Origin of the sequence: Paraburkholderia caribensis (genome assembly GCF_002902945.1) — a bacterium.
Taxonomy (GTDB): Bacteria; Pseudomonadota; Gammaproteobacteria; order Burkholderiales; family Burkholderiaceae; genus Paraburkholderia; species Paraburkholderia caribensis.
The window spans coordinates 347123-373291 of sequence record NZ_CP026101.1; the positions used below are offsets into that span (position 1 = coordinate 347123).

The 26169-nt window shown below is 63.3% G+C and carries 30 protein-coding genes; 21 read left to right on the forward strand and 9 right to left on the reverse strand.

Translation table 11 applies throughout. From position 1 onward, the window contains the following. Positions 1-14 precede the first annotated feature (14 nt). The 3 genes from C2L66_RS01505 to gpmA form a co-directional block, all read right to left on the reverse strand. The gene (locus tag C2L66_RS01505) at positions 15-773 is read right to left on the reverse strand and encodes a HesA/MoeB/ThiF family protein (RefSeq protein ID WP_054929609.1); all 759 of its coding nucleotides are present in this window, start codon (positions 771-773) and stop codon (positions 15-17) included. A gap of 138 nt (positions 774-911) precedes the next feature. Next, entirely contained in the window at positions 912-2510 is a 1599-nt protein-coding gene (locus C2L66_RS01510) for a S41 family peptidase (protein WP_054929610.1), read from the reverse strand. Positions 2511-2928: 418 nt separating this feature from the next. Continuing rightward, positions 2929-3675 carry a 2,3-diphosphoglycerate-dependent phosphoglycerate mutase gene (gpmA, locus tag C2L66_RS01515; protein ID WP_054929611.1) on the reverse strand — a complete coding sequence of 249 codons (747 nt, stop codon included), beginning with the start codon at positions 3673-3675 and terminating at the stop codon, positions 2929-2931. 151 nt (positions 3676-3826) lie between these two features. On the opposite strand from gpmA, the gene C2L66_RS01520 reads away from it, so the two are divergent. The 5 genes from C2L66_RS01520 to C2L66_RS01540 all read left to right on the forward strand — a co-directional run bounded on the left by C2L66_RS01520 (position 3827) and on the right by C2L66_RS01540 (position 6887). Further along, the gene (locus C2L66_RS01520) at positions 3827-4252 is read left to right on the forward strand and encodes a rhodanese-like domain-containing protein (RefSeq protein WP_054929636.1); all 426 of its coding nucleotides are present in this window, start codon (positions 3827-3829) and stop codon (positions 4250-4252) included. Continuing rightward, the gene (gene grxC, locus C2L66_RS01525; protein ID WP_035986834.1) at positions 4249-4512 is read left to right on the forward strand and encodes a glutaredoxin 3; all 264 of its coding nucleotides are present in this window, start codon (positions 4249-4251) and stop codon (positions 4510-4512) included. The genes C2L66_RS01520 and grxC overlap by 4 nt, the downstream gene beginning before the upstream one ends. Before the next feature lie 177 nt (positions 4513-4689). After that, positions 4690-5160, forward strand: a complete 471-nt coding sequence (secB, locus tag C2L66_RS01530) for a protein-export chaperone SecB (protein WP_054929612.1) — start codon at positions 4690-4692, stop codon at positions 5158-5160. A 21-nt stretch (positions 5161-5181) separates the two neighbouring features. Continuing rightward, a complete protein-coding gene (locus C2L66_RS01535; protein WP_054929613.1) occupies positions 5182-6180 on the forward strand; it encodes an NAD(P)H-dependent glycerol-3-phosphate dehydrogenase in 999 nt (332 codons plus the stop codon). A 155-nt stretch (positions 6181-6335) separates the two neighbouring features. After that, complete coding sequence (locus C2L66_RS01540; RefSeq protein ID WP_054929614.1) at positions 6336-6887, forward strand: O-acetyl-ADP-ribose deacetylase; 552 nt, start codon at positions 6336-6338, stop codon at positions 6885-6887. On the opposite strand, the gene trmL is transcribed toward C2L66_RS01540, so the two are convergent. Both trmL and C2L66_RS01550 read right to left on the reverse strand, forming a co-directional pair. Beyond that, positions 6860-7330, reverse strand: coding sequence for a tRNA (uridine(34)/cytosine(34)/5-carboxymethylaminomethyluridine(34)-2'-O)-methyltransferase TrmL (trmL, locus tag C2L66_RS01545; protein WP_054929615.1), 471 nt, complete (start codon positions 7328-7330; stop codon positions 6860-6862). The two genes, C2L66_RS01540 and trmL, sit on opposite strands and share 28 nt — an antisense overlap. 30 nt (positions 7331-7360) lie before the next feature. Continuing rightward, positions 7361-8167, reverse strand: coding sequence for a ComF family protein (locus C2L66_RS01550; protein ID WP_060599322.1), 807 nt, complete (start codon positions 8165-8167; stop codon positions 7361-7363). Between the two features lie 88 nt (positions 8168-8255). Between C2L66_RS01550 and C2L66_RS01555 the strand changes: the two genes are divergently transcribed. From C2L66_RS01555 to C2L66_RS01590, 8 genes are all read left to right on the forward strand, one after another. Continuing rightward, positions 8256-9215 (forward strand): methyltransferase domain-containing protein, encoded by a 960-nt coding sequence (locus C2L66_RS01555; RefSeq protein ID WP_060599321.1) that lies wholly within the window; start codon positions 8256-8258, stop codon positions 9213-9215. A gap of 270 nt (positions 9216-9485) precedes the next feature. Further along, positions 9486-9965, forward strand: a complete 480-nt coding sequence (locus C2L66_RS01560; protein ID WP_035986818.1) for a DUF2244 domain-containing protein — start codon at positions 9486-9488, stop codon at positions 9963-9965. Positions 9966-10041: 76 nt separating this feature from the next. After that, positions 10042-11715, forward strand: coding sequence for a cytochrome c oxidase subunit II (coxB, locus tag C2L66_RS01565; RefSeq protein ID WP_054929618.1), 1674 nt, complete (start codon positions 10042-10044; stop codon positions 11713-11715). A gap of 47 nt (positions 11716-11762) precedes the next feature. Next, a complete protein-coding gene (gene ctaD, locus C2L66_RS01570; RefSeq protein WP_035986814.1) occupies positions 11763-13376 on the forward strand; it encodes a cytochrome c oxidase subunit I in 1614 nt (537 codons plus the stop codon). Between the two features lie 125 nt (positions 13377-13501). Then, positions 13502-13639 carry a cytochrome oxidase small assembly protein gene (locus C2L66_RS01575; RefSeq protein ID WP_007579644.1) on the forward strand — a complete coding sequence of 46 codons (138 nt, stop codon included), beginning with the start codon at positions 13502-13504 and terminating at the stop codon, positions 13637-13639. Between the two features lie 63 nt (positions 13640-13702). Then, positions 13703-14317, forward strand: coding sequence for a cytochrome c oxidase assembly protein (locus C2L66_RS01580; protein WP_060599320.1), 615 nt, complete (start codon positions 13703-13705; stop codon positions 14315-14317). Positions 14318-14354: 37 nt separating this feature from the next. Further along, positions 14355-14561, forward strand: coding sequence for a DUF2970 domain-containing protein (locus C2L66_RS01585; protein ID WP_007579648.1), 207 nt, complete (start codon positions 14355-14357; stop codon positions 14559-14561). A gap of 157 nt (positions 14562-14718) precedes the next feature. Beyond that, positions 14719-15576 carry a cytochrome c oxidase subunit 3 gene (locus C2L66_RS01590; protein ID WP_054929620.1) on the forward strand — a complete coding sequence of 286 codons (858 nt, stop codon included), beginning with the start codon at positions 14719-14721 and terminating at the stop codon, positions 15574-15576. Between the two features lie 353 nt (positions 15577-15929). Here the strand turns inward: C2L66_RS01590 and C2L66_RS01595 are convergent, their stop codons facing one another. Next, positions 15930-16139, reverse strand: coding sequence for a twin transmembrane helix small protein (locus C2L66_RS01595; RefSeq protein WP_054929621.1), 210 nt, complete (start codon positions 16137-16139; stop codon positions 15930-15932). An 87-nt stretch (positions 16140-16226) separates the two neighbouring features. Between C2L66_RS01595 and C2L66_RS01600 the strand changes: the two genes are divergently transcribed. From C2L66_RS01600 to C2L66_RS01620, 5 genes are all read left to right on the forward strand, one after another. Continuing rightward, positions 16227-16994, forward strand: a complete 768-nt coding sequence (locus C2L66_RS01600) for an SURF1 family protein (protein ID WP_054929622.1) — start codon at positions 16227-16229, stop codon at positions 16992-16994. Between the two features lie 69 nt (positions 16995-17063). Continuing rightward, on the forward strand, positions 17064-17735 hold the full coding sequence (locus tag C2L66_RS01605; RefSeq protein WP_060599319.1) for an SCO family protein: 672 nt from the start codon (positions 17064-17066) through the stop codon (positions 17733-17735). 51 nt (positions 17736-17786) lie between these two features. Further along, entirely contained in the window at positions 17787-18896 is a 1110-nt protein-coding gene (locus C2L66_RS01610) for a COX15/CtaA family protein (protein WP_054929624.1), read from the forward strand. Positions 18897-18902: 6 nt separating this feature from the next. Continuing rightward, positions 18903-19808, forward strand: a complete 906-nt coding sequence (gene cyoE, locus C2L66_RS01615; protein WP_042306340.1) for a heme o synthase — start codon at positions 18903-18905, stop codon at positions 19806-19808. Positions 19809-19812: 4 nt separating this feature from the next. Then, positions 19813-20430 (forward strand): SCO family protein, encoded by a 618-nt coding sequence (locus tag C2L66_RS01620; protein WP_054929625.1) that lies wholly within the window; start codon positions 19813-19815, stop codon positions 20428-20430. An 81-nt stretch (positions 20431-20511) separates the two neighbouring features. Here the strand turns inward: C2L66_RS01620 and C2L66_RS01625 are convergent, their stop codons facing one another. Then, positions 20512-20802: a YciI family protein gene (locus C2L66_RS01625; RefSeq protein WP_060599318.1), complete on the reverse strand. Its 291-nt coding sequence runs from the start codon at positions 20800-20802 to the stop codon at positions 20512-20514. Positions 20803-21027: 225 nt separating this feature from the next. On the opposite strand from C2L66_RS01625, the gene C2L66_RS01630 reads away from it, so the two are divergent. Next, complete coding sequence (locus C2L66_RS01630) at positions 21028-22803, forward strand: methyl-accepting chemotaxis protein (RefSeq protein WP_060599317.1); 1776 nt, start codon at positions 21028-21030, stop codon at positions 22801-22803. Between the two features lie 7 nt (positions 22804-22810). Here the strand turns inward: C2L66_RS01630 and C2L66_RS01635 are convergent, their stop codons facing one another. Beyond that, entirely contained in the window at positions 22811-23032 is a 222-nt protein-coding gene (locus tag C2L66_RS01635; RefSeq protein WP_060599316.1) for a hypothetical protein, read from the reverse strand. Between the two features lie 164 nt (positions 23033-23196). On the opposite strand from C2L66_RS01635, the gene C2L66_RS01640 reads away from it, so the two are divergent. Beyond that, positions 23197-24009, forward strand: a complete 813-nt coding sequence (locus C2L66_RS01640; RefSeq protein WP_035986793.1) for a MetQ/NlpA family ABC transporter substrate-binding protein — start codon at positions 23197-23199, stop codon at positions 24007-24009. Positions 24010-24100: 91 nt separating this feature from the next. Here the strand turns inward: C2L66_RS01640 and C2L66_RS01645 are convergent, their stop codons facing one another. Further along, positions 24101-25024 carry a bifunctional helix-turn-helix transcriptional regulator/GNAT family N-acetyltransferase gene (locus tag C2L66_RS01645; RefSeq protein ID WP_060599315.1) on the reverse strand — a complete coding sequence of 308 codons (924 nt, stop codon included), beginning with the start codon at positions 25022-25024 and terminating at the stop codon, positions 24101-24103. Between the two features lie 375 nt (positions 25025-25399). On the opposite strand from C2L66_RS01645, the gene C2L66_RS01650 reads away from it, so the two are divergent. Continuing rightward, positions 25400-26134 (forward strand): GntR family transcriptional regulator, encoded by a 735-nt coding sequence (locus C2L66_RS01650; RefSeq protein ID WP_054929629.1) that lies wholly within the window; start codon positions 25400-25402, stop codon positions 26132-26134. Positions 26135-26169: the final 35 nt, after the last annotated feature.

Consider the following 26169-nt stretch of genomic DNA (forward strand, 5'->3'; position numbering starts at 1 on the left):
CGAGTGGTGGGGCGTTACGAACCATGCCGCTCGCCGCACACCGGGCAATCCGGCTGGCGCGCGATGCGCATCGTGTTCCACTCCATCCTTAGCGAATCGAGCATCATCAGGCGGCCCACCAGCGGCTCGCCGATGCCCGCGATCACACGCAGCGCTTCCGCCGCCTGCATCGCACCGATAATGCCGACGGTCGGCGCGAACACGCCCATCGTCGAGCACGCGACTTCCTCGAACGGCTGATCTTCCGGAAACACGCACGCGTAGCACGGCGACGCTTCGCTGCGGAAATCGAACGTGCTGATCTGGCCGTCGAAGCGCAGCGCCGCGCCCGATACCAGCGGCACGCCGTGCGTCACACACGCGCGGTTGATCGCGTGACGCGTCGCGAAGTTGTCCGTGCAGTCGAGTACGACCGTCGCCCGCGGCACGTTGCCGTCCAGCCATGCGTCGTCGACGCGTTCGGCCACGGCGTTCACCACCACTTCCGGATTCAGTTGCGCGATCGCGTCGCGTCCCGACTCGACCTTCAACCGGCCAACCGACTTCGTCACATGCAGGATCTGCCGCTGCAGATTGGTGAGATCGACGGTATCGGCATCGACCAGCGTCAGCCTGCCAACGCCCGCCGCCGCCAGATACATCGCCGCCGGCGAGCCGAGACCGCCCGCGCCGACTACGATGGCGTGCGCGTCGAGAAAGCGTTGCTGAGCCTCGATGCCGAGTTCATCGACGAGGATGTGACGGGAATAGCGCAGGAGTTGATCGTCGTTCATGGCGGGGCGCGGCGTGTATCGTTGATGTCGCGCTGGCTGTGAAGAGAGACGGCGCGAGGTTCTCGTTATTCTAATCGCGCGGAGGAAAGTGTCTTCGCGGCAACGTGGGCCGCGAAGACACTGGGACAGCCAAGACGCTTACTTCGCCGGAACTGCCGGTTGCGAAGCGGGCTGCGTCGCCGAAGCGGGCGCGGCCGGGTTCGACGCCGTCGGCGTGGCAGGCAGCGCGGGCTTCACAGCGACGGGCGCCGAAGCCGATTGCGCCGGCTTGTTCTGCGCGAGACGCCGCTCCATCAGCGACTTCGACTCCTGCACCGGCTTGCCTTCGAGCTTGTTCAGACCTTGTTGCAGCATGAAGTCGTCGTTGGAACCGAACTCGACCGGCTTGCGATCGCGATCCTTCTGCTTCTGTTCCGGCGTCTTCTTGTCGTTCTGCTCTTCGAGCAGGCGCAACTGGTCCATGCGCTCCTGTTCGCGCTGCTCCTGTTCCTTCTTCTCGTTCGGGTCTTGCGTGTTCGCAAGGTGATTCGAGTAGTCGACTTCGCGCGTGACGAGTGCGTCGTCCGGATCGCCGTCTGCGTATTGATCCACTGCGACGTCGGGGCGGATCCCCTTGTTCTGGATCGAACGGCCGCTCGGCGTGTAGTAGTACGCGGTGGTCAGGCGCAGCGCCGAATCTGCTGTCATGGGACGCACGGTCTGCACCGAGCCCTTGCCGAACGTCGTCTTGCCGACGATCAGCGCGCGATGCTGATCCTGCAGCGCACCCGCGACGATTTCCGACGCCGACGCCGAGTACGCGTTGGTCAGCACGATCATCGGCACGGTCTTGAAGATGGACGGCAGGTTCTTCAGCGGATCGGTGTCGAAGGACGGCAGACGATAGTTGTCGTAGGTGTCGCGATAGACCTGCTTCGAGTCCGGAATCTGGCCGTTGGTCGACACGACGACGGAATCCGGCGGCAGGAACGCGCCCGCGACGCCCACGGCGCTTTGCAGCAGACCGCCGCCGTTGTTGCGCAGGTCGAGGATCAGGCCCTTCAGGTTAGGCTGCTGGCGCGCAATGTCCTGCAGCTTGGCTGCGAGGTCGGGCACCGTGCGTTCCTGGAAGCTCGTGATGCGGACATAGGCATAGCCCGGCGCGAGGATCTTCGACTTCACGCTCTGGACCTTGATGATCGCGCGCGTGACGGTAAGCGGGAACGTGCGGTCGTCGGTCTTGCGGAAGATGGTCAGCGTGACCTTCGTGCCCGGGTCGCCACGCATCTGCTTGACGGCCTTGTCCAGCGTCATGCCGCGCACGGGCTTGTCGTTGATGCGGGTGATCAGGTCGCCCGGACGGATGCCGGCACGAAACGCGGGCGTGTCCTCGATCGGCGAGATGACCTTGATGAGGCCGTCTTCCTGCGAAATTTCGATGCCGAGGCCCGCGAAGCGGCCCTTGGTCTGCTCCTGTAGTTCTTCGTAGTCGGTCTTGTCGAGATACGACGAGTGCGGATCGAGGCTCGACACCATGCCCTTGATCGCGGCCGTCAGCAGCTTCTTGTCGTCGACGGGCTCCACATACTCATGCTTGATTTGCCCGAAGACTTCGGCGAAGAGGCGCAACTGGTCGAGCGGCAAGGGCGTGGCCGCCGATGCGGGTTGCTGGGCCGAGGCGCTGAGTTGCAGGGTTGCAAAAACGCCGGTAGCCAGGCCCGCGGCGATAAGGCCGATATTTTTCAGGTTCTTTCGCATAGAGTGTGTTGCGGTCGGAAGCGCGTGGCAGCGTCAAAGGAAAAAGGACGGACAAGTATAACTTGACGCTTGCACGGCCTGTACGTGTGGGTAATCGGGTTTCGACAGCGGTCGCGCTGCGAGGTTCTAAGGATCGCTGCCGTCCTGCGCAGCGACTGTGCGTTGGCGGACGCCCGCAACGCCAAAAGCGCCGCCACGCATGGGCTGGACTGCCAACCTGGTTGCGTGCGCATCGGTATGGGTTGCTTGCGTGCAGGGAGCGTGGCGCAACGTCCCCCCGGCTCGCGACGACGCATGATGGCGTCAGCATGGCGGTTACATGGCAATGCTGTCAGGCAAGCGCACGGCACGCGCGAAGCGCGCGCGCCGTGACCCGCAGCGGCATGGCGGCGGGTCACGATCATTGGAATGGCCGTGATCAGCCTGCCTTGCCTTGCTTCGCGACAGCCGCCTGCGCCTTCGCGATCGCTTCCTGATCGCCGAGGTAGTAGTGCTTGATCGGCTTCAGGTCCTCGTCCAGTTCATAGACGAGGGGCACGCCGTTCGGGATGTTCAGCCCGACGATATCGTTGTCGGAGATGTTGTCCAGATACTTGACCAGCGCGCGGATCGAATTGCCGTGCGCGGCGATCAGCACCTTGCGGCCCGACTTGATCGCGGGCGCGATCGATTCGTTCCAGATGGGCATGACGCGCGCGACGGTGTCCTTCAGGCATTCCGTGAGCGGCAATTGCTCGCGCGGCACTTTCGCGTAGCGCGGGTCGTTGTACGACGTGCGCGAATCGGTCGGCTCCAGCGCGGGCGGCGGCGTGTCGTAGCTGCGGCGCCAGACCAGCACCTGCTCGTCGCCGAACTTCGCGGCCGTCTCCGCCTTGTTCAGGCCCGACAGCGCGCCGTAGTGTCGCTCGTTGAGACGCCACGAGTGCACGACGGGCAGGTACATCAGGTCCATCTTGTCCTGCACGTGCCACAGCGTACGGATCGCGCGCTTGAGCACCGAGGTGTAGGCGATGTCGAACGTATAGCCCGAGTCCTTGAGCAGCGTGCCTGCCTGCTGCGCTTCGAGGTTGCCCTGTTCGGTCAGGTCGACGTCGACCCAGCCCGTGAAGCGGTTTTCCTTGTTCCACGTCGATTCGCCGTGGCGGATGAGAACGAGTTTGTACATGTCGTGCCGGTCGGTAGTGAGGAAGCGGTAATCGGGGCGGCACCGCAGCCTGCTGCTGGCGGTCGCCATCGCGTCAGACGGTTATTTTATAATGGTCGGATTGCCCTTTCCGATTTATCCCGATTTCTTCTCTTTTTCCGGCGGATCTTCCGTGAAGTTTTTCACCGATTACACGAACCTTGTACTGATCGCGGTCGCCCTCATCTCTGGGGCATTGCTCCTGTGGCCGTCGATTTCCCGGCGCGGACGCGGCGGCCTGTCGGCGGCTGCCGCCACCCAGCTGATCAACCGGCGCAACGCCGTGGTCGTCGACCTGCGCCCTGCGGCGGAATACGCCGGTGGGCACCTGCCGTCGGCGCGCCACGTCGAATTTGGCGAGTTGCAAGCGAAAGTCGCCCAACTCGTGAAAAATAAGAGCAACCCGGTGCTGCTCGTCTGCCAGAACGGACAGCAGTCGAACAAGGCGGCACGTATTGTGCGCGACGCAGGCTATGCGGAAGTGCACGTGCTGGAAGGCGGCGTCAACGCCTGGCAGCAGGCGGGCATGCCCGTCGTCAAACAAGGAGTTGCGAAGTGAACAAAGTGATCATGTACAGCACGCAGGTGTGCCCGTATTGCCAGATGGCCGAACGTCTACTAAAGTCGCGCGGCGTCGATCACGTCGAAAAGGTGCTGATCGACAAGGATCCGGCGCGCCGTCAGGAAATGATGACGCGCACGGGCCGCCGCACGGTGCCGCAGGTGTATATCGGCGACACGCACGTCGGCGGCTACGACGATCTGTCCGCGCTCGATCGCGCGGGCGGTCTGACGCCGCTGCTGGCAGCCGTCGCCTGACATCACGCTGAAGCGCGGTCGGCCCGGTGTGCCGGCGGTGTCGGACGCCGCGCGGCAGCGAAAAAACAAGGCCGGATTCGCACCGGCCAGCTGAATGCCGCCCTTCGGGGCGGCTCGCACCATTACGAGATCTGGCGGCATCCGTCCGCCGCAACGAAATTTAGGGAGTAGAGACTCATGTCCGACGACAACAACCAGCCGTTCTTCAATATCCAGCGCATTTATCTGAAGGACATGTCGCTCGAGCAGCCGAATTCGCCGGCTATTTTCCTCGAGCAGGAAATGCCGTCGGTCGAAGTCGAAGTCGACGTGAAGGCCGAGCGCCTCGCGGACACGGTGTTCGAAATTCTCGTCACGGGCACCGTGACGGCCAAGGTCAGCGACAAGGTCGCGTTCCTGATCGAAGCGAAGCAGGCTGGTATTTTCGACATCCGCAACATCCCGGCTGAGCAGATCGATCCGCTCGTCGGCATTGCGTGCCCGACCATCCTGTTCCCGTATCTGCGTTCGAACATCGCCGACGCGATCACCCGCGCAGGCTTCCCGCCCATCCACCTCGCCGAAATCAACTTCCAGGCACTGTACGAGCAACGCCTCGCGCAGATCGCCACGCAGGAAACCGGCGCGGGCAGCGCTGCGCATCACTGACGCGTGCAGCCGGTGCCGGGTATGAAGGTCGCCGTTCTCGGCGCCGGTGCATGGGGCACCGCACTCGCCGGCCATCTGGCCGCGCGGCACGACACGGTGCTCTGGGCGCGCGACGCCGCGCTCATCGCCGAACTCTCCACTTCGCATGAAAACGTCCGCTATCTGGCGGGCGTTGCGTTGCCATCCGCGCTTCGCTTCGAAGCGAATCTCGATCTCGCGCTAGATCACGCGCTTGCCGACGACGCGCTGTGCGTGGTCGCGACGCCCGTCGCGGGCCTGCGCGCCATGCTGCGCACGATGCGCGACATGGGCAAGGTGCCCGCGCATATCGTGTGGCTGTGCAAGGGCTTCGAGGCGGACACGCAACTGCTGCCGAATCAGGTCGTAGCTCAAGAACTGAGCGGGCACACGAGCAACGGCACACTGTCAGGCCCGAGCTTCGCGCGCGAAGTGGGGCAGGGACTGCCCGTCGCGTTGACGGTGGCGAGTGCGTCGGCGGCCTGCCGCGAGCGGACTGTCGCGGCGTTCCATCACGGCGCCATGCGTATCTACAGCGGCGACGACGTGGTCGGCGTCGAAGTGGGCGGCGCGGTGAAGAACGTGCTGGCCATCGCCACGGGCATCGCCGATGGCCTCGGTCTCGGGCTGAACGCACGCGCGGCGCTGATCACGCGCGGTCTTGCCGAAATGTCGCGCCTCGGCGCGGCGCTGGGCGGCCGGGCGGAAACGTTCACGGGCCTCACGGGCCTGGGCGATCTGATCCTGACCGCGACGGGCGATCTTTCGCGCAACCGCACGGTCGGCATGCAGCTCGCAAGCGGCCGTTCGCTCGACGACATTCTCAACGCGCTCGGGCATGTCGCCGAGGGCGTGCGCTGCGCGCGGAGCGTGCTGTCGATCGCGCAGTCGCACGGGATCGACATGCCGATCACCGAAGCCGTCTGCGACGTGCTGTTCAACAACGTGGCGCCGCGCGACGCCGTTAGCGCGCTGCTGCGCCGGGACGCGAAGGCTGAATAACAGCCGCTGTCCGAAGCGGGCCTCGCGGCCCGCAACCATTGCAGCACGTTGCCTGAAGGTCTTTTACACAGCCGGTAATGGCCAGCGCCGAACGGCTCGTTTCTTTTGCTGTCCACCTCCTATCGCTCGTTGCATCGAATCTGGAGGTTTTCCCCATGCTCACCATTGGCCATTGCACGCTGGAGGCGCGCATCGTCGACATCACGACGCTCGACGTCGACGCGATCGTCAACGCGGCGAATACATCATTGCTGGGCGGCGGTGGCGTGGACGGCGCGATTCATCGCGCGGCGGGCCCGGACCTGCTGCGCGAATGCGAAACACTGGGAGGCTGCGTGACAGGCGACGCGAAGATCACGGGCGGCCACCGGCTGAAGGCGCGCCATGTGGTTCATGCCGTCGGCCCTGTATGGCACGGCGGCGAACGGAGCGAGGCGGAACTGCTGGCTGCGTGCTACAGGCGCTCGCTGGAGCTGACACGCGACGCCAAAGCGAAGAGCATCGCGTTTCCTGCGATCAGTTGCGGTGTCTACCGTTTCCCAGCCGACGAAGCGGTGCGTATCGCCATTCAAACGGTAATCGACACGCTGCCGCACACGCCTGCTGTCGAACACGTGATCTTCGCCTGCTTCGACGAAGCGATGCACACGCGCTACCAGTCCGAATTCGAACGACGCCTTCAGGCGCCGCCTTCGAAGCCCGCCTGACGCCATGCCTCGAACACGACTACGGCGACCGTGTTCGACAGGTTCAGGCTGCGATTGCCGGGGCGCATCGGCAGGCGCACGCGCTGCGCGTCGGGGAAGCGGTTCAGTACGGCGTCCGGCAGGCCGCGCGTTTCCGCGCCGAACACGAACCAGTCGCCGGGCAGGAACGCATGCGAGTGGAACGGGCTGGAGCCGCGCGTCGTGAACGCGAACATGCGCGAGAAGTCAGGCCCTTCGCTGTCGATCAGCGCGTCCCAGTTGGAGTGCACCCGCATCTGCGCGTACTCGTGATAGTCGAGGCCGGCGCGGCGCATTCTCGCGTCGTCGAGGGGAAAGCCGAGCGGCTCGATCAGATGCAGGCGCGCGCCCGTGTTTGCGCACAGGCGGATCACGTTGCCGGTGTTCGGCGGAATTTCGGGTTCGACGAGAACGACGTTGAACATATGCACTGAATGGGGAAACTGAGTCGGAATCTAGTTTTTCGGCGTGCGAAGCGCGACGAGATTCGTCACGCGCCGCGCGCCGGCTGCCTTCAGCGTGCGAGCTAGCGCATCGAGTGTCGCGCCTGTCGTCATCACATCGTCGACGACAGCCACATGCAGGCTCTGCACCGGCCTTGCCACTTCGAACGCACGGCCGACATTCTGCCTGCGCGCATCGAGATCGAGCTTCGATTGCGGCGCCGTGTCGATCACGCGCCGAACCAGCGTCGCGTCGCCGCGAATGCCGAGCGCTCTCGCGCAGGGCCGCGCGATTTCCCATGCCTGGTTGTAGCCACGCTCGACCAGCCGCCGCGCCGACAACGGCACGGGCGCGACGACGTCCGGGCGATCGCGTTCGTCGAGCGCATCGATCGCGGACCACGCGAGCCGCCGCGCGAATTCATGCGCGAGCCCAAGCCGCGCGCGGAACTTGAGGCCGACGGCCAGCGCGTCCAGCGGCGCGCGGTAGTCGGCAAGCGCCACGGTCGCGTCGAACGCGGGCGGCGCGGCGAGGCAGTCGCCGCACCGGTAATGCATGACGCTTGCCCGCCGGAAGCTGCTCAACGGCATCGCGCAGACGACGCAGCGTAGCCGCGCTTCGTTCCACCAGGCCTCGTCGCAAAAGCCGCACAGCGCCCGATGCGACATATTGCCGCACAACACACATGGATTCGGCAGCGCGCAACGCGCGAGCGCCGGAAGTTTCGAGATGGATCGTTGCGCGACCTCGAAGAGCCGTTCGTGAAGCAGTCGCCCGGAACGGGTGGCGCGAGACCAACGAAAAGCCCAATTCGGCATATCGATACGCCTCCGAAGGCCGCTGACGCTGAAGGGACGGAATCGAGCGAGTATACTTCGCACTCTTCGTCCGCACGACTCGAATACCGTGTCTCCCACCGATACTGGCCGTCCGGCCTATGATTCGCGCCGTCTCCGGAAGATTTTCGACCGCCGGGCGGCGACCTTCGACGACGTCGCGTTCCTGCCACGCGAGATCGCCCAACGCATGCGCGAACGGCTCGACTACATCAAGGTCAATCCGGCGCAGGTGCTCGACGCCGGCTGCGGCGCGGGCGACGACCTCCCGGCGCTGCGTGAGCGCTTTCCCGAGGCGCCCGTGTTCGGCGCCGATCTTTCGCGCGCGATGCTCGCGCGCGCGGTCCAGCACGACGCCACCGACACCAGCTGGCGCCGTTTTCTGCCCGCCTCGCTTGGCAAGGCGCTCGGCTCGCGCGGGCCGCGCTTCGCTCAGGCGGATTTTTCCGCGCTGCCTTTTGCATCGGGTGCATTCGAGTTCATCTGGTCGAATCTCGCGTTGCACTGGCACTCGCGGCCCGACCTCGTGTTCCCCGAATGGCAGCGCGTCCTGAAGGTCAACGGCCTGCTGATGTTCAGCACGCTCGGGCCTGACACGCTGAAAGAACTGCGCGGCGCGTATGCCGAAATCGAAGCGGCGCACGGCGTCAATACGCACAAACATGTAATCGACTTCGTAGACATGCACGATCTGGGCGATATGCTTGTCGAAAGTGGCTTCGAAATTCCCGTGATGGACCAGGAGACCTTGACCATCACGTACAAGTCGCCGGAGTCGCTGCTTGCCGACGTGCGTCGCTGGGGCGCCTATCCGTTCCGGCGCGAGACGTCGCCGGGCGTCGCCTCGAGGCGCATGCGAAAAGCGCTGCTTGCCGCGCTGGAGGCGCGCCGGCGCGCCGACGGCACGATCCCTCTGACCTTCGAGGTGATCTACGGACATGCATGGAAGGCGGTGCCGAGAATGACCCCCGAAGGGCACGGAATCGTGCGAATAGAAGACATCGGAAGAGGGCGGCAGGGCAATCGTTGAGTCGGTAAAGAGGGCATCCGTTATGCTCGAAATTAGCGGCTCGAAAACTGCGTCAAAACGGCGCAGAGGCTTGTGTGGCTTGGCTTTTCGGCCGATAGAGCGTTGCTTGTGGATGCCCTGGATCGGCCCTATAATGCGTCAGTTTGTCGCTTAAAGCTCACACAATAGGAGCGACAGGCCCGAGGCCTTTGCGGTTCGGGTGGCGGTAGTTGCGCTGGGCGTGAATGGCATTGGCGGTATGCGGTGACTGGCGGTTCGCGGGAGGCAGCGATGAATGCAACCGATCTGCTGGCTGAGTCAGAACCCGTCCTCAAGGACTGGTTGATGAAGCGCAACTGTTCGGCTTCGCCGCGGCAATTCGTGTTCTTCTATGTGTCGCTCGCGGCATTCTCGCTCTTGATAGCATTCCTGCTGGTCCTGTGCGGTGCATGGCTGGTGTTGCCGTTCACAGGTATCGAGCTGCTCGCTGTCGGTGTCGCATTTGCCATCTATGCACGCCATGCTGTCGATTACGAGCGCATCCGGCTGTTTCCCAACCGGCTCGTGATCGAACAGGTCAGCGCCGAGCATCTCACGCAGTTCGAATTCAACCCGTGCTGGGTGCGGGTAGAACCAGGAGCGACGCCGCGCGACCGGATCAGACTGGTTTCGCGCGGCGAGACGGTCGCGGTCGGGCAGCACCTTGCGCAATATCGGCGCGCACAATTCGCCGACGAACTGCGTCTGTGGCTCAGGCAGTGTCAGGCGTAAAAAGTTGCGTAATGAATCGAATCGCGCGCCGTTCCAGAAGACGAGAGGCAGCCTTCCAGCGGGGTCGAGGGTTTGAATGGAAAATTTGGGTAAGGAAGCTATGAAAACAATCAAGCGAGCCCTCGTGGGCGTGCTGGCGTCTAGCGGACTGCTGTTCGCCGGCGCTGCCCATGCAATCGGCGACAGTCCGGGCGGCCCCCGCGTCAACGAGATCAATCTCCAGCCGCCCGTGACGAGGATTGCCGAAGAGCTCTACAGCCTCCACACATTCATGCTGATCCTTTGCACGGTGATCTTCATCGGCGTGTTCGGCGTGATGTTCTATTCGATGTTTGCGCACCGCAAGTCGAAGGGCCACAAGGCCGCGCATTTCCACGAAAGCACCACCGTCGAAATCATCTGGACGATCGTTCCGTTCATCATCGTCGTGCTGATGGCGCTGCCCGCCACCAAGACGGTCGTCGCGATGAAGGACACCACGAACGCCGATCTCACCGTCAAGGTCACCGGCTACCAGTGGAAGTGGGCGTACGACTACGTGAAGGGCCCGGGCGAAGGCATCAGCTTCCTGTCCACGCTGACCACGCCGCGTAGCCAGGTCGACGGCCGCGCGCCGAAGACGGATACCTATCTGCAGGAAGTCGACAACCCGCTGGTCGTTCCCGTCAACAAGAAGATCCGCATCATCACCACCGCCAATGACGTCGTGCACTCGTGGTACGTGCCCGCGTTCGGCGTCAAGCAGGATGCGATTCCCGGCTTCGTGCGCGACACGTGGTTCAAGGCGGAGAAAATCGGCACGTATCGCGGCTTCTGTACCGAACTGTGCGGCAAGGAACACGCGTTCATGCCCGTGGTCGTGACCGTGCTGTCGGACGACGACTACGCGAAGTGGGTCGACGACCAGAAGAAGAAAATGGCCGCTGGTCAGGACGATCCCAACAAGAACTACACGCTCGCCGAACTGACGGAGCGCGGCGGCAAGGTGTACGCGGCGAACTGCGCCGTCTGCCACCAGCCGACGGGCAAGGGCGCGGGCGCATTTCCGGCGCTCGACGGCAGCAAGGTCGCGAACGGCCCGCTCGCCGAGCACGTGAGCATCGTCTTGAAGGGCAAGAACGCGATGCCGGCGTGGGCGCCGACGTTGAACGACGTCGAGATCGCTTCCGTCATCACGTTCGAGCGTAACTCGTGGGGCAACCACACGGGCGACATCCTGCAACCCAAGCAGGTTGCCGATGCACGCAACGGCCGTCTGCCGGCGGGTGGCGATCACCTGGCGGGCGCGGCGGCGGCTGCCGCCTCGGACGCAGCCGCGGCGAGCGGCGCGGAAGGCGCGAGCGGTGCGGCTGCGGCCAGCGGCGAAGCGGGCGCATCGGCTCCTGCAGCGGCCTCGGGCGCATCGGACAACGCGGCGGCATCGGCGCCGCAAGCGTCGCTGCCCGCCAGCGTCTACTTCGAAACGAACAAGAGCACGCTGCCCGCCGACGCGAAAGCCGCCATCGACGCAGCCGCTGCCTACGCGAAGGCGCACCCGGACGCGAAGTTCACGCTGTCGGGCTATACCGACGCAACGGGTTCCGCCGATAAAAACGCGAAGCTCGCCAAGGCGCGCGCTGAAGCCGTGCGCGACGCGCTGAAGGCAGCAGGCATCGCCGAAGACCACATTATTTTGAAGAAGCCGGAGACGATCACGGGCGGTGCGGACGCGAAGGAAGCACGCCGTGTCGAGATCAGCCCAGCGGCCTGACGTGTCACAGTCAGAGAAAAGCAGCATTCGAGATTTAGGAGATTGTCATGTCTAGCATCGGACACGATGTAGCCGCGGGCCACGAGCATGTTCACGGCGATCATGCCCACGAAACGCCGCATGGCTGGCGCCGCTGGCTGTACGCCACCAACCACAAGGACATCGGTACGCTGTACCTGCTGTTCTCGTTCATCATGTTCCTGTCCGGGGGCGTGATGGCGCTGGGCATCCGCGCCGAGCTGTTCGAGCCGGGTCTGCAGATCATGCGTCCCGAGTTCTTCAACCAGTTGACCACCATGCACGGCCTCATCATGGTGTTCGGCGCGATCATGCCGGCCTTCGTCGGCTTCGCGAACTGGATGATTCCGCTGCAGATCGGCGCATCGGACATGGCCTTCGCACGGATGAACAACTTCAGCTTCTGGCTGCTGCCCGTTGCCGCCGTGCTGCTGGTCGGCTCGTTCTTCACGCCGGGCGGCGCGACGGCCGCCGGCTGGACGCTGTACGCGCCGCTGTCCACGCAGATGGGCCCGGGCATGGACTTCGCGATCTTCGCGGTGCACATCATGGGCGCGTCGTCGATCATGGGCGGCATCAACATCGTCGTCACGATCCTGAACATGCGCGCACCCGGCCTCACGCTGATGAAGATGCCGATGTTCGTCTGGACGTGGCTGATCACCGCCTACCTGCTGATCGCCGTGATGCCGGTGCTGGCTGGCGCGATCACGATGGTGCTGTTCGACCGCCACTTCGGCACGTCGTTCTTCAACGCGGCAGGCGGCGGCGACCCGGTGATGTATCAGCACATCTTCTGGTTCTTCGGCCACCCCGAGGTGTACATCATGATCTTGCCGGCGTTCGGGATCGTGTCGCAGGTGATCCCGGCGTTCGCGCGCAAGCCGCTGTTCGGCTATAGCTCGATGGTGTACGCAACGGCGTCGATCGCGATCCTGTCGTTCATGGTCTGGGCGCACCACATGTTCGCGACGGGCATGCCTGTTACCGGCCAGCTGTTCTTCATGTACGCCACGATGCTGATCGCCGTGCCGACGGGCGTGAAGGTGTTCAACTGGGTCGCGACGATGTGGCGCGGTTCGCTGACCTTCGAAACGCCGATGCTGTTCGCGGTGGGCTTCCTGTTCGTGTTCACGTTCGGCGGTCTGACGGGCCTGATGCTCGCGATGGCGCCGCTCGACATCCAGTATCACGGCACTTACTTCGTGGTCGCGCACTTCCACTATGTGCTGGTGGCGGGTTCGCTGTTCGGCCTGTTCTCCGGCTGGTACTACTGGGCGCCAAAGTGGACGGGCTGGATGTACAACGAGACGCGCGGCAAGATCCACTTCTGGTCGTCGCTGATCTTCTTCAACCTCGCGTTCCTGCCGATGCACTTCGTGGGTCTCGCCGGTATGCCGCGTCGTTATGCCGATTACCCGGCGCAGTTCACCGACTGGAACCAGGTCATCACGATCGGCGCATTCGGCTTTGGTCTCGCGCAGGTGTACTTCCTGTTTGCCGTCGCGCTGCCTGCCTATCGCGGCGGCGGCGAACTCGAAAAGGCCGGCGACAAGCCGTGGGATGGCGCAACGGGCCTCGAGTGGACCGTGCCGAGCCCGGCTCCGTTCCACACGTTCGAAAATCCGCCGACGGTCGAATAAGCCGTCTTCGAAGTCCGCTCCGGCTGAGCAATGCCGGGGCGGACTGGCTGGACCGAAGCGGGCCCGTAGCGGGACCGAAGCGGAACCGAATCATCCAGCAGCACGCAGCATCAAGAAACTTCAGCATGACCCGGAACCCACAAAAAAGCCGTACGCCTGAAGAAATTCGTGCAGGGAACCTGCGACTCGGTCTGATTCTGCTTGCCGTCGTCGCCGTCTTTTTTCTGGGTGCCGTCGTCAAGCAGGTCTGGTTTGCTTCGTGACTTGACCTGACCTGCCGTGACGAGTTGGGATCGCCTGTGCATGTGATCTGTTGAGGAAGTTCGATGTCGACGCAACCGCCCGCCGGGGCCGACCGCTCTTTTAACCGTCCGATGCTGTTCAAGCTCGTCGTCGTCGCGTTGCTGATGTTCGGCTTCGGGTTTGCGCTGGTGCCGATGTATCGCGCGATCTGCGAGGTCACGGGCATCAACAACCTCGTGCAGCGCGATGCAACCGCGCGCGAGGCGAAGAATACGCAGGTCGACATGAGCCGCACGATTTCGATCGAGTTCGACGCGAATGCGCGCGGACCGCTTGGATTCAAGCCGGAGCAGAACAGTATCGACGTGCATCCGGGTGAAGTGACGACGGTGATGTACGACGTGAGCAACCAGCAGGCGCGCACCATTCAGGCTCAAGCCATCCCGAGCTACGCGCCGAAGCAGGCTACCGAGTTCTTCAAGAAGATCGAGTGTTTTTGCTTTACGCAGCAGACGTTGAAGGCGAACGAATCGAAGCGGATGCCCGTCGTGTTCGTTGTCGATCCGAAGCTGCCGAAAGATGTGAAGACGATCACGTTGTCGTACACGTTCTTCGAACTGAACGCGCCTGCGCCCACGGCGCGCGGCACGGCAGGTCAGACGGCGGACGGTGCAGCGAAAGCAGCGAACCCGGCCTGACGCGTACCAACGACGCTTGCCCAAAGAAGGCGAGGATATGAACGATAGCGGTCGCGGCAGGAAGAGCAGTTTCGGCCAGTCGATGAAAGCGGTGATGTGGTCGTTTTTCGGCGTGCGCAAACGGCGCGATCTGGAAGCGGATGCCACACAGTTGAACCCGTTGCACGTGATCATCGCGGCGCTGATCGGCGCGGCGATTTTCATCGGGGTGTTGATCCTGATCGTGCGCGTGGTGGTCGGCTAGCAGGGCAAGGCGGCATGGCGGTCTTCGCGGAACCGAATGGATGGAGCAGGGCGGCGCAACGCAGCGCGCCGTTGGAGATAGAGCCGGGGCGCAGCGCAGTCGGCTGCGGATTCAACCGGACCAAGCAGAACAACTGGACTGAAGTGGAGAATCAACGATGAGCGGTCAAAACGAGAGCCCGTACTATTTCATACCGCACCCGTCGCGGCATCCGATCAGCGCTGCGATTGGCCTGCTGGTCATGCTCGGATCGTTTGCGGCGTGGGTGAACGGCGAGCCGTGGGCGCCCATCACGGCGCTGATCGGTCTGCTTTGGCTGCTTTTCACGCTGTATCACTGGTTCGGCGATGCGATCTCCGAGTCGGAAGGCGGGATGTACGGCAAGAAAGTCGATGCGTCGTACCGCTGGAGCATGAGCTGGTTCATCTTTTCGGAAGTGATGTTCTTCGGCGCGTTTTTCGGTGCGCTGTTCTATGCGCGCGAAATCGCGATGCACCAGCTCGGCAGTCTCGATTACAAGCTGATCTGGCCGGATTTCACGGCGGTATGGCCGAATATCGGACCGGCGGATCTCGTGTCGCACTTCAAGTCGATGACGCCGTGGCCCGTGCCGACCATCAATACGGCGCTGCTGCTGTCGTCGGGCGCGACGCTGACGGTCTCGCACCACGCGCTGCGCGACAATCACCGCACGAAAGCGATTGCATGGCTCGCGGCCACGCTGGTGCTGGGCGTCTCGTTCCTGTTCCTGCAAGGCTTCGAGTATTTCCACGCGTACAACGAACTGAACCTGACGCTTGCATCGGGCGTGTACGGCTCGACGTTCTTCCTGCTGACGGGCTTCCACGGTTTTCACGTGTTCCTCGGCGGCACGATGCTGGCCGTCGTACTGGTGCGAATGATCCGCGGCCACTTCACGGCCGACCATCACTTCGCGTTCGAAGGCGCGGCGTGGTACTGGCACTTTGTCGACGTCGTGTGGCTGGGTCTGTACGTCGTCGTGTACTGGCTGTAAGCGTCGTTGGAACGCCACGGAGCCTGCGCGGCGTATGCGTCGATTCGTGCGTCATATCGACGCAGAAAGGCGCCGCAGGCTGCCCACAAGCAGTTGGGGCGTGGCGTGCCGTGAACGTCGAGCGTTCAGTTGTGAGTGCTGTATCGGAAAGACTTAGGAGCGCCGCCCTCGACCCCGTCAGGGCGGCGTTTTGCTTCGATGGTGTGAGGATTTCGCCGATCGCGTAACGGTGTATTGCCTGAAAGGCGCGAAATTAAGTGGCATACTTCGCCGTCAAATTGAGACGGCTCGCGTCACGCCGGCGCAAGGCGCGGCGGTGTGCGGCCGCCGCCGAACGCGTGGCAAGTGTGCCGTCAGCGTCCGTACGGAATGCCCGTCGAATGAATCCAGCCCATCCAGTTTGCGAACAGGATGAACAGGAACAGCGTAATCGACAGGCCAACACGTGTCGCGAGCGACCAGACCATGCGCTTCGTTCTGCCCCGGTCGTGCATCATGAAATACAGCGCGGACACCATGCTGGCGATGATCAGAACGAACGCGATGGGAACGAGAATGTGCATGGAACCAACTGAAATTCAGGAAAGCGGACGCAACGATTTCATTATCGCACCGCACGCAATGGTTCGTGTTCCGACCAGAATCGCGCGATGAAGATTCGTCTCATACCGACGCTGCTGATTCTGATCGTCGTCGCGGTGACGGTGCGGCTCGGTTTCTGGCAGCGCGACCGCGCGCATCAGAAGGAAGCGTTGCAGGCGCAGATCACGCAGTTCGAGAACGCGCCCGCCCAGACCGTGGGCGCCGCGCCCGTCGCGCTGAAGGACATCGAGTTTCATCGCGTGCGTGCGGTTGGACAGTTTATGCCGCAGCAAGTGGTGTACCTCGATAATCGCCCGTATAACGATCAGCCGGGCTTTTACGTCGTGATGCCCTTTAAACTGCGCGACGGCGGCGTTGTGCTCGTCAATCGAGGCTGGCTGCCGCGCAACATGAACGAACGCACGGCGATCGCGCCGTACGATACGCCGAAGGGCGAGATCGAAATCGAAGGCATCGCGCGAGCCGACGCCACCCGGGCGTACGAACTCGGCGAGGGCGGCTCGGCCGCGCATCAGACGATACGCCAGAATCTCGACGTCGCGTCGTACGCGGCGGAAACGGGCTTGCCGCTGCAGCCGTTCGTGATCCAGCAGACCAGCGACGACGGCGACAAGCTCGTGCGCGACTGGCCGATGCCGACGTCGGGTGTCGAACGCAACTATGGCTATATGGCCCAGTGGTGGGGCATCGCCGCTGCCGCAGTGGTTTTCGGCCTGTATGCGGCCCGGCGTGCAGCGAAGAATGCGAACCGGATCGAGAGCAAGGGACTGGAAGAGGGCGACGCGGCCGGCAACGGACAGACGCCCCGCGCGTGATGCTTCACGCGTTGCCCGGATGCAGCTTACAGGCGCGATGCAGGCGCCATCATGAAAAGAGGATCAGGAGTGTCGACGCAAAACCCCCGTTCGCAGCAAACCGGACAGCGACGCGCGCATGGCGAGCAAAATAAGGTTCCGGGTCAACCGAACGGCACAGGCTCGTGGCAGCGCGGCCGCTGGATGCTGCTGCTGATCGCGCTGGTCTGCGCGGCGCCCGTCATCGGGTCGTATTTCACGTATTACGTCATCAAGCCGAAGGGCAGCACGACGAGCTACGGCACGCTGATCGATCCGCAACGCCCGATCCCCGAAGCGCTCGTCGTCACAGGCGAGGACGGCAAGCCGATCAAGCTCGCATCGTTGCGCGGCCGCTGGTTGATGATTTCCGTCGACAGCAGCGCGTGTGACAAGCCTTGCGTGACGAAGCTGTATTTCATGCGCCAGGTGCGCGCCACGCAGGCGGGCGAACGCGAGCGCATCGTCAACGTGTTTCTTCGCACGGATCCCGGCAAGGTGCCCGACGTCGTCGATAACGCGTACAAGGACACGGAGATGCTGATCGCCGATCCGAAGGAAGTGAGCGCATGGCTGCCCGCCGATCAAGGCACGCAGATCACCGATCACATCTACATGGTCGACCCGAACGGCAACCTGATGATGCGTTTCCCGAAAGACGCAAACCCGAGCAAGATCAAGGGCGATGTCACGAAACTGCTCAGAAATTCGGGTATCGGCTAAAGTGCCGCGAGCACGTTGAAACTCGCCTGGTGGCGAGAGAAGGAAAGATAGATGTTCGTATTGCAACTGGGACTGATCGGGCTGTGCATTGCGCTGCTGCCGCTGTCGTACGTGTGGGTGAAAGCCGACGACAACAAGTTTCGCAAGCTGGTCTGGGTCACCACCTTTCTGACGCTCGATCTCGTGATGTTCGGCGGCTTCACGCGCCTGACCGACTCGGGCCTCGGCTGTCCGGACTGGCCGGGCTGCTACGGCACGTCGTCGCCCTTCATCGCGCACGCGGCGATCAATGCCGCGTATCACGCGATGCCGTCCGGCCCCGTCAGCATGACGAAGGCGTGGATCGAGATGATTCACCGCTACTTCGCGATGGCGATCGGCGTGCTGATCGTCGCGCAGACGGTCATCGCGTGGGTCGCGCGCATCAAGCGCCGTCCGCTGCATGTGTCGCCGTGGTGGCCGACCGCGCTGCTGCTGCTGATCCTCGTGCAGGGCGCGTTCGGCGCGTGGACCGTGACGATGAAGCTGCAACCCGTGATCGTGACGATTCACCTGCTGCTCGGGCTCGCGCTGCTCGGCACGCTCGGCTGGCTCGCCGCACGTCAGACGCCGCTGCCCGCGTACGAGCCGCAAGCGTCGCAGTGGCGTGTCGCAGCGCTGTTCGGCCTTGCGCTGCTGATCGTGCAAATTGCGCTCGGCGGCTGGGTCAGCACGAATTACGCGGTGCTCGCCTGCACCGATTTCCCGACCTGCAACGGCCAGTGGCTTCCGCCGATGGACTTCGAGCACGGCTTCCATCTGTGGCGCGCGCTCGGCATGACGGGCGACGGCGACGTGATCACGCAGGACGCGCTGGTCGCAATCCACTGGACGCATCGCACGTTCGCCTTTGTCGTGGTCGCGTATCTGCTGTGGTTCGCGCTGAAAATGCGCCGCTTCGAGTCGCTGCGGCGGCCCGCAAACGGCGTGCTGCTCGTGATCGTGATCCAGTTCGTCACGGGCCTGTCGAACATCGTTTTGCAATGGCCTTTGCCCATTGCCGTCGCCCATAACGGCGGGGCCGCGATCCTGTTGCTTTTGCTCGTTATGTTAAACTTTCGAATCGCTTATAGCCGTCCCGGCCGCGCCACGGTTCCCGCGCGCGACGCCGCGCCAGCGTGATCCCTCATGGACAGCACAACTCTCCCCCATTCGCCCGGTAGCCGGATTTCCCAATACATTGCGCTGACAAAACCGCGCGTCACGCAGCTCGCCGTGTTTTGCGCAGTGATCGGCATGTTCCTGGCCACGCCCGGCATGGTGCCGTGGACGGTGCTGATCGGCGGCGCTGTCGGCATCTGGTTGCTGGCGGGCGCTGCGTTCGCGATCAACTGTCTCGTCGAACAGAAAGTCGATGCGAAGATGCGCCGCACCGCGTGGCGTCCTTCGGCGCGCGGCGAGATCACCACTTCACAGATTCTGCTGTTCTCGGCCGTGCTCGGCGGCCTTGGCATGTGGACGCTTTACACGTTCACCAACGCGCTGACCATGTGGCTCACCATCGCCACCTTCGTCGGCTACGCGATCGTCTACACGCTGCTGCTCAAGCCGTATACCCCGCAGAACATCGTGATCGGCGGTGCCTCGGGTGCAATGCCGCCGGCGCTCGGCTGGGCGGCCGTGACGGGCGCCGTGCCCGGCGACGCATGGATTCTCGTGCTGATCATCTTCGTCTGGACGCCGCCGCATTTCTGGGCGCTCGCGCTATATCGCCGTAAAGACTATGAAAACGCCGGCCTGCCGATGCTGCCCATCACGCACGGCGAGCAGTACACGCGTCTGCATATCTTGCTGTACACCGTCATTCTGTTCGCGGTCACGCTGATGCCGTTTATCTCGGGCATGAGCGGAATCGTGTATCTGGCGTCGGCGGTTCTGTTGGGTGCCGTGTTCCTCGCGTATGCGTGGAAGATTTATCGGGAATATTCCGACGACCTCGCGCGTAAAACCTTCCGTTATTCGATTGTTTATCTGTCGCTGCTGTTTGCGGCGCTGTTGATCGACCACTATGCGCGTGCCTTGATCGGCGCGTAACACCATGCTCACTAAACGGTTCGCGCGCGCGGCGCGCGTTGCTCTCGTCGCGTGCGCGCTCGGCGGCGCGGCACTGATGTCGGGATGCGGGAAGGAACAGCCCGCATTCACGAACGTGGATATCACGGGCAACAAGCAGTTCGGCGCCGACTTCTCGCTGCCGGATTCGAGCGGCAAGACGCGCTCGCTTGCCGATTACAAGGGCAAGGTCGTCGTGATGTTCTTCGGCTATACGCATTGCCCCGACGTCTGCCCGACGACGATGGCCGAGCTTTCGCAAGCGCTGCAGCAACTCGGGCCCGAAGACGCGAAGCGCGTGCAAGTGCTGTTCGTCACCGTCGATCCCGAGCGCGATACGCCCGAACTGCTGGCGCAGTACGTGCCAGCGTTCAATCCGACTTTCGTCGGCCTGCGCCCCGCCGATCAGGAGCAACTGACGAAGGTGACAAAGGACTTCCGCGTCTACTACGCGAAGGTGCCGGGCAAGACGCCCGACAGCTACACGATGGATCACACGGCCGCGAGCTATGTGTTCGACACCGACGGCAAGCTGCGTCTTTTCGCGCGCGACGGACAGGGCGCATCGCCGTGGGTGCACGATCTGAAGCTGTTGCTCGGCTGAGCGGGCGGCGCAAAAATCGCCTATTGAAATGAAAAAGGCTGCACGTCGTCGTGCAGCCTTTTTCATTTTCCAGGCCCCAGTTCACTCTGGCACTTTCAGATTCATCCCCGGCGCCATCCGCGTCGCCTTGAATTCCGTCACGTCGTAGCGCGCCACCTTCTGCTGCGCGAATGGATCGCTTGCGAGGATCTCGTCGAGTCTCGATCGTTCGATACCCGCCGCGATGATCACGCCGCCGTCGCGCGGCACCTTCGGCCCTGCCATGATGAACACGCCGGCATCGAACTGACGCGTCAGGAAGGCGCGGTGCGCTTCCAGTGCATCGTCGACCCGATCGAGCGATGCCGTGTAGCTGAGGGAGACGACATACATAAAAAACCTCGCAAATGGGGAAGAGGCGGACGGCGCGTGTCGGCGCCGCATCGCGTCATTATCGGCTGACACGGCACGAGGCGTGACGGACTCGCCGCCTCAAGTCGGAGAATCGATTTGCCGTTATCCAGGAGAGCAATCGTTTGCGCCCATTCTGTCTTAGGCGGGCGCCGCAGATATGCCAAAGATGTGACCACACAACAAGAGACCAACACAATGAGTAGGATGAGTCTGAACCGCAAGCTGTGGTTATCGCTTGTGCTCGTATGGCTGGGTCTGCTGGGCGTCGGATTGTGGAGCGCGGTAGAAACCCGCTCGACGATGCTCGACGAACGCAAGGCCGGCATGGTGAACCTCGTCGATGCAGCACAAGGCGTCGTAAGCGGCTACTACGCGCTCGCGCAGGCCGGCAAGATGAGCCAGGCAGATGCGCAGCGCGAAGCACTCGCGCGTCTCGCGACGATGCGCTACGGTGAGTCCGGTTATCTGTTCGTGATGGATTCGAAGCCCGTCGTGCTGATGCACCCGACCTTGCCGCAGATGAACGGCAAGGCGGTGGGCGACTTCAAGGACCCGGACGGCAAGTTGCTGTACGTGTCGATCGTCGATGCGGCGAAGGCGACGGGCAAGGGCTTCGCTGAATATCGCGGGCGTCTGCCGCACAGCGAAGAGGCCGTGCCGAAAATCAGCTATGCGGTGCGCTTCGCGCCTTGGGACTGGAACATCGTCAGCGGCGTGTTCGTGCGCGACATCGATACCGCTTACTACGCGAACCTGATCGAGCATTTCATCGTCGTGCTGGTGATCGGCGCGGTGATTTCGTTCGCGATGCTGCTGATCATCCGCAATGTGCGCGGCAGCCTCGGCGGCGAGCCGCAGGATGCCGCGAAGCTCGCAGCGCGGATCGCGACGGGCGACCTCACGCAGATCGTGTCCGTGCGCGCGAACGATTCGTCGAGCATGATGGCCGCGATGAACGAGATGCAGAGCCGCTTGCAGCGCACGATCGGCGAGATTCGCCAGTCGGCGGAGTCGATTGCGTCGGCGACGCAGCAGATCGCGGCAGGCAACGGCGATCTGTCGCAGCGCACGGAACAGCAGGCGGCGTCGTTGCAGGAAACGGCGGCGAGCATGGAAGAGCTGACGGCGACCGTCAAGCAGAACGCCGACAACGCGCGTCAGGCGAGTGGTCTTGCGAACAACGCGTCGGAGATCGCGACGAAGGGCAACGAGGTCGTGAGCCGCGTGATCAGCACGATGACGGAGATCAACGACAGCTCGCGGCAGATCTCCGACATCATCGGCGTGATCGAGGGCATCGCGTTCCAGACGAACATTCTCGCGCTGAACGCGGCCGTCGAAGCGGCGCGCGCGGGCGAGCAGGGGCGTGGCTTCGCCGTGGTTGCAGGCGAAGTGCGCAGCCTTGCACAACGCTCGGCGACGGCGGCTAAGGAAATCAAGCAACTGATCGGCGATTCCGTCGAGCGCGTCAACAACGGCTACACGCTCGTCGAGCAGGCCGGCACGACGATGAGCGAGATCATGCAGGCGGTGCGCCGCGTGACGGACATCATGGGTGAGATCGCGGCGGCGTCGGAAGAGCAGAGCAGCGGCATTTCGCAGGTCGGACGTGCCGTCACGCAAATGGACGAGGTCACGCAGCAGAACGCGGCGCTGGTCGAGCAGGCCGCTGCTGCGGCTGCGTCGTTGCAGGATCAGGCCGCGCGTTTGCGTCAGACGATCGGCACGTTTCGGGTGAATGGCGGCGAGCCGGCCGTCGTTGCTGCGAGGACGGTGACAGCGGCTGAAAAGAAGGTGACCCGCCTGGCGGCGGCAAAGCCTCTCGCGAAACCGACGGCGGTTGCCGCTACGACCACCGCGCCCCCGAAAGCGGCGTCCGAAGCGACGGCGCGCGAAGCATCGAGCCCGGCAGCCAAGCCGGCCGCGGCACCGCGCGCGGCGAAGGCGGCGTCATCGGATGACGATTGGACTACGTTTTAGCGGCGCGTCAACTGATCGCGAGGCCGCCGTCAGTCTGCTGGATGTGCTGGAGAATCGGGTCCGATTCATGAATCGCCAGCGTGTCGATTACGTAGGCAAACTGACGATACCTGAGTCCTGTGAGCAAAGTCTCAATTGCGCCACGATCGGACTTGATCATCTCGATCAGCATCGCGGGGCGATGCCGTTCAAGCACGGCACCCGCCCCGCGCAGGACGTCGAGTTCCATCCCGCCTCAAACCCCATCCGACAACGCGCATACCCATATGCGAACCCTGTATTTCCCATCCACGCGCGCCTGTGAGACCATTCCGGCCTCGACACTTCGAGGGCAACGTCAATGCGCCCGCTGTCGAACACGAATCCGTAACAAGGTAGTCAAGAGAGAATCACATGCAGCGCAGAACACTCATCAAGGTCTTTTCCGCAGCGCTCGCTTCGGCGGCGCTCGTCACGAGCTTCGGCGCTCGCGCTGACGACAAGGTCATCAAGGTCGGCACGATCAGCGGCCCCGACGCGCAAATCTGGTCGGTAGTGCAGAAGGTCGCGAAGCGCGAAGGCCTGAACGTGAAGGTCATCGAATTCAACGATTACGTGCAGCCGAATGCCGCGCTCGACGCGGGCGATCTCGATGCAAACAGCTTCCAGCATCAGCCGTATCTCGACAGCCAGATCAAGCAGCGCGGCTACAAGATCGTCAACGCCGGCCTGACCTACATCTCGCCGCTCGGCGTCTATTCGAAGAAGCTGAAGTCGCTGAAGGATCTGCCGCAAGGTGCGAAGGTTGCCGTGCCGAACGATCCGTCGAACGAAAACCGCGCGTTGCTGCTGTTGCAGTCGCAAGGCGTGATCAAGCTGAAGGCGGGCGCGGGCACGAACGGCAGCAACGCGACGCCGCTCGATGTCGCCGACAATCCGAAGAAGGTGAAGCTGATCGAACTGGACGCGGCGCAATTGCCGCGCTCGCTCGCCGACGTCGATGCCGCCGCGATCAACACGAACTTCGCGCTGGCAGCGGGCCTGCAGCCGACCAAGGATGCGATCGCGCTTGAAGACGTGCATAGCCCGTATGCGAATCTGATCGCCGTGCGTATCAAGGACAAGGATCAGCCGTGGGTGAAGAAACTGGTCGCGGCGTATCAGTCGGAAGATGTGCGTCAGTTCATCAAAACCGAGTTCAAGGGTTCTGTCGTGCCGTCGTTCTGAGCGGCGCGGCCTGCTCAATGACGTGAAAAAAGCGCCACGGGAAACCGTGGCGCTTTTTTTGTGCGCGTAGCGAAGGCACGAGACGCCGCCGCTATAGCGTGCGCTCCCACTGCTCGATGACGAGATCGCGCCCGAAACGCCGCTCGGGTGCCGTCGATACCACGGTAAAGCCAGCCTGCGTCACGAGCCGCCGCGCCTCGTCGAGCGAGCTTTCGCTTTCAATGGATAGCGTGCGATATCCCGCGCGCGTCGCAAAGCGCAGGCATTCGTTGATCAGTTGCGTGCCGATGCCGAGCCGCCGCACGTCGGGTTCGACGTACAGCATGCGAACGCTCGCCTGCATCTCCGATATCGCCGCGACCAGCGCCGAACCCACGATAAGGCCATCCTGTTCCGCAACCCAGCAAATCTCGCGCTGCGTGTCATGACTTTGCGCAAAGCGCGCGGCCTGCTGCGCGAGCAGCGCTTCGAAGGTGTGATCCCAGCCATAGCCGTGTGTGAACAACTGTGCCTGGCGCGAAATCAGCCAACCGTATTCGCCCGCGCGCGGTGCGCGCAGCGTGACGATGCTATGCCTCGGCCGCTCGTCGAGCAGACGCTCGATCAGCTTCATTGCGTGAATCAGTTGATCCTGCGAATGCGGCGCGAGCCGCGCGAGGACGGTGCCGACCTCATCGATCGCGGCGGCGTCGAGCGGCTGGTACGCGGCAAGCCCCGCCTCGGTCAGCGACACCAGCGACTGGCGCGCGTCGATCTCCGAGGTCCGCCGGGAAATCAGGTTGCCCCGTTCGAAGCTCGCCAGCAGCCGGCTCAGATAGCCGCTGTCGATACCCAGATTGCGCGCGAGCGCCGCTGCCGTCTGGTGCTCGCTGCGCGACAGTTCGTGCATGACCCGCACCTCGGTCAGCGAAAACGGGCTTTTCTGCAGATGCTCGTGCAGCGCCCCGATGTGCTGCGTGTAGAAGCGGTTGAAATGGCGGACGGCTTCCGCCCGGACTATCGCGGGATCGTTCACCGTTTCCGCTCCCCGTGTTGGCCTGTCATTCGGTCACCAAGCTATGTTGTTTCCATCGAGTGATCGCGTGCGAATTTCGAAGTTTGCACCAGATTGTTAATAAAGAGGTATGACATTTGCGGGTTAACGCACGTAACTTGACAGACGATTCGTGCGGACCAGTCGGGCAAGTGGTCTCAAATACGGGTATGCCCTAATGCCAGTGAGCTGTCAGTTGGAAACCGCTTAATTCGCGCGATTCCTTACTGGACAAGGGTTTGCTTGAGGAAGACCAACTAGATACCAGCTCGTTGACTGGTATTATTGTGGTTATATAATGGGCTCCAATTTCGTAGGCCAAGCAATCCTGCCTCCTCACGATCCCGACCGAGCCATATGGAAACCCGTTGGTCCGCACTCACACCTGACGCCCACAACGTCACGCCGCTCTACCTGCAGCTCGCCCGCAATCTGGCGACGGCGATCCATTGCGGCGTGTGGTCGGCGGGCGAGGCGCTGCCGTCGGAGCGCTCGTTGTCCGACGCGATCGGCGTGTCGCGCATCACAGCACGCAAGGCGATTGCGCTGCTGGTCGAGCAAGGCTTGATCCGGCGCGCACGCGGCGCGGGCAGCTTCATCACGCCGCGTGTCGAAGATCCGCTGTCGCGTCTCACCGGCTTCACGAAGAAGATGGAGCAGCGTGGCTTCCGCCCGGATTCGATCTGGCTCGAACGCGAAGTCCGCAGCGCGACGCGCGACGAGATCGTGCATCTGGGGCTGTCGCCGGGCGCGTCCGTCGCGAGCCTGCGCCGCCTGCGGCGCGCCGACGGCATCGTGATGGCGGTCGAGCATTCGTCGCTGCCCGTGTCGATCGTGTCCGATCCGCAGGCCATCGGCGGCTCGCTCTACAGTTACCTCGAACAGCGCGGCATGCCCGTCGTGCGGGCGCTGCAGCACTTTCGCGCCGTCAACGCGTCGAGCGAGATCGCCACGCTGATGGACATCGAGCAGGGCTGCGCGCTGCTGTTGATCACGCGCGTGGGCTACAGCGCGGATCAGCGCGCCATCGAACTCACCGATACCTATTGCCGGGACGACTACTACGACTTCGTCGCTGAACTGCGGCTGTGACCTGGCGCGCTGACGGGCGCGACGGCAGACAAACG

What these genes read in the sequence shown, in the direction of transcription:
- C2L66_RS01630 (WP_060599317.1), top strand. Translation starts at nt 21,028, where the DNA reads ATGAGTCTGAACCGCAAGCTGTGGTTATCGCTTGTGCTCGTATGGCTG.
- C2L66_RS01620 (WP_054929625.1), top strand. Translation starts at nt 19,813, where the DNA reads ATGCTCACTAAACGGTTCGCGCGCGCGGCGCGCGTTGCTCTCGTCGCG.
- C2L66_RS01550 (WP_060599322.1), bottom strand. Translation starts at nt 8,167, where the DNA reads ATGCCGAATTGGGCTTTTCGTTGGTCTCGCGCCACCCGTTCCGGGCGA.
- C2L66_RS01575 (WP_007579644.1), top strand. Translation starts at nt 13,502, where the DNA reads ATGACCCGGAACCCACAAAAAAGCCGTACGCCTGAAGAAATTCGTGCA.
- C2L66_RS01585 (WP_007579648.1), top strand. Translation starts at nt 14,355, where the DNA reads ATGAACGATAGCGGTCGCGGCAGGAAGAGCAGTTTCGGCCAGTCGATG.
- gpmA (WP_054929611.1), bottom strand. Translation starts at nt 3,675, where the DNA reads ATGTACAAACTCGTTCTCATCCGCCACGGCGAATCGACGTGGAACAAG.
- secB (WP_054929612.1), top strand. Translation starts at nt 4,690, where the DNA reads ATGTCCGACGACAACAACCAGCCGTTCTTCAATATCCAGCGCATTTAT.
- C2L66_RS01640 (WP_035986793.1), top strand. Translation starts at nt 23,197, where the DNA reads ATGCAGCGCAGAACACTCATCAAGGTCTTTTCCGCAGCGCTCGCTTCG.
- C2L66_RS01595 (WP_054929621.1), bottom strand. Translation starts at nt 16,139, where the DNA reads ATGCACATTCTCGTTCCCATCGCGTTCGTTCTGATCATCGCCAGCATG.
- C2L66_RS01610 (WP_054929624.1), top strand. Translation starts at nt 17,787, where the DNA reads ATGTTCGTATTGCAACTGGGACTGATCGGGCTGTGCATTGCGCTGCTG.
- C2L66_RS01535 (WP_054929613.1), top strand. Translation starts at nt 5,182, where the DNA reads ATGAAGGTCGCCGTTCTCGGCGCCGGTGCATGGGGCACCGCACTCGCC.
- C2L66_RS01505 (WP_054929609.1), bottom strand. Translation starts at nt 773, where the DNA reads ATGAACGACGATCAACTCCTGCGCTATTCCCGTCACATCCTCGTCGAT.
- C2L66_RS01590 (WP_054929620.1), top strand. Translation starts at nt 14,719, where the DNA reads ATGAGCGGTCAAAACGAGAGCCCGTACTATTTCATACCGCACCCGTCG.
- C2L66_RS01600 (WP_054929622.1), top strand. Translation starts at nt 16,227, where the DNA reads ATGAAGATTCGTCTCATACCGACGCTGCTGATTCTGATCGTCGTCGCG.
- C2L66_RS01635 (WP_060599316.1), bottom strand. Translation starts at nt 23,032, where the DNA reads ATGGAACTCGACGTCCTGCGCGGGGCGGGTGCCGTGCTTGAACGGCAT.
- C2L66_RS01510 (WP_054929610.1), bottom strand. Translation starts at nt 2,510, where the DNA reads ATGCGAAAGAACCTGAAAAATATCGGCCTTATCGCCGCGGGCCTGGCT.
- trmL (WP_054929615.1), bottom strand. Translation starts at nt 7,330, where the DNA reads ATGTTCAACGTCGTTCTCGTCGAACCCGAAATTCCGCCGAACACCGGC.
- coxB (WP_054929618.1), top strand. Translation starts at nt 10,042, where the DNA reads ATGGAAAATTTGGGTAAGGAAGCTATGAAAACAATCAAGCGAGCCCTC.
- C2L66_RS01540 (WP_054929614.1), top strand. Translation starts at nt 6,336, where the DNA reads ATGCTCACCATTGGCCATTGCACGCTGGAGGCGCGCATCGTCGACATC.
- C2L66_RS01580 (WP_060599320.1), top strand. Translation starts at nt 13,703, where the DNA reads ATGTCGACGCAACCGCCCGCCGGGGCCGACCGCTCTTTTAACCGTCCG.
- C2L66_RS01560 (WP_035986818.1), top strand. Translation starts at nt 9,486, where the DNA reads ATGAATGCAACCGATCTGCTGGCTGAGTCAGAACCCGTCCTCAAGGAC.
- ctaD (WP_035986814.1), top strand. Translation starts at nt 11,763, where the DNA reads ATGTCTAGCATCGGACACGATGTAGCCGCGGGCCACGAGCATGTTCAC.
- C2L66_RS01625 (WP_060599318.1), bottom strand. Translation starts at nt 20,802, where the DNA reads ATGTATGTCGTCTCCCTCAGCTACACGGCATCGCTCGATCGGGTCGAC.
- C2L66_RS01650 (WP_054929629.1), top strand. Translation starts at nt 25,400, where the DNA reads ATGGAAACCCGTTGGTCCGCACTCACACCTGACGCCCACAACGTCACG.
- cyoE (WP_042306340.1), top strand. Translation starts at nt 18,903, where the DNA reads ATGGACAGCACAACTCTCCCCCATTCGCCCGGTAGCCGGATTTCCCAA.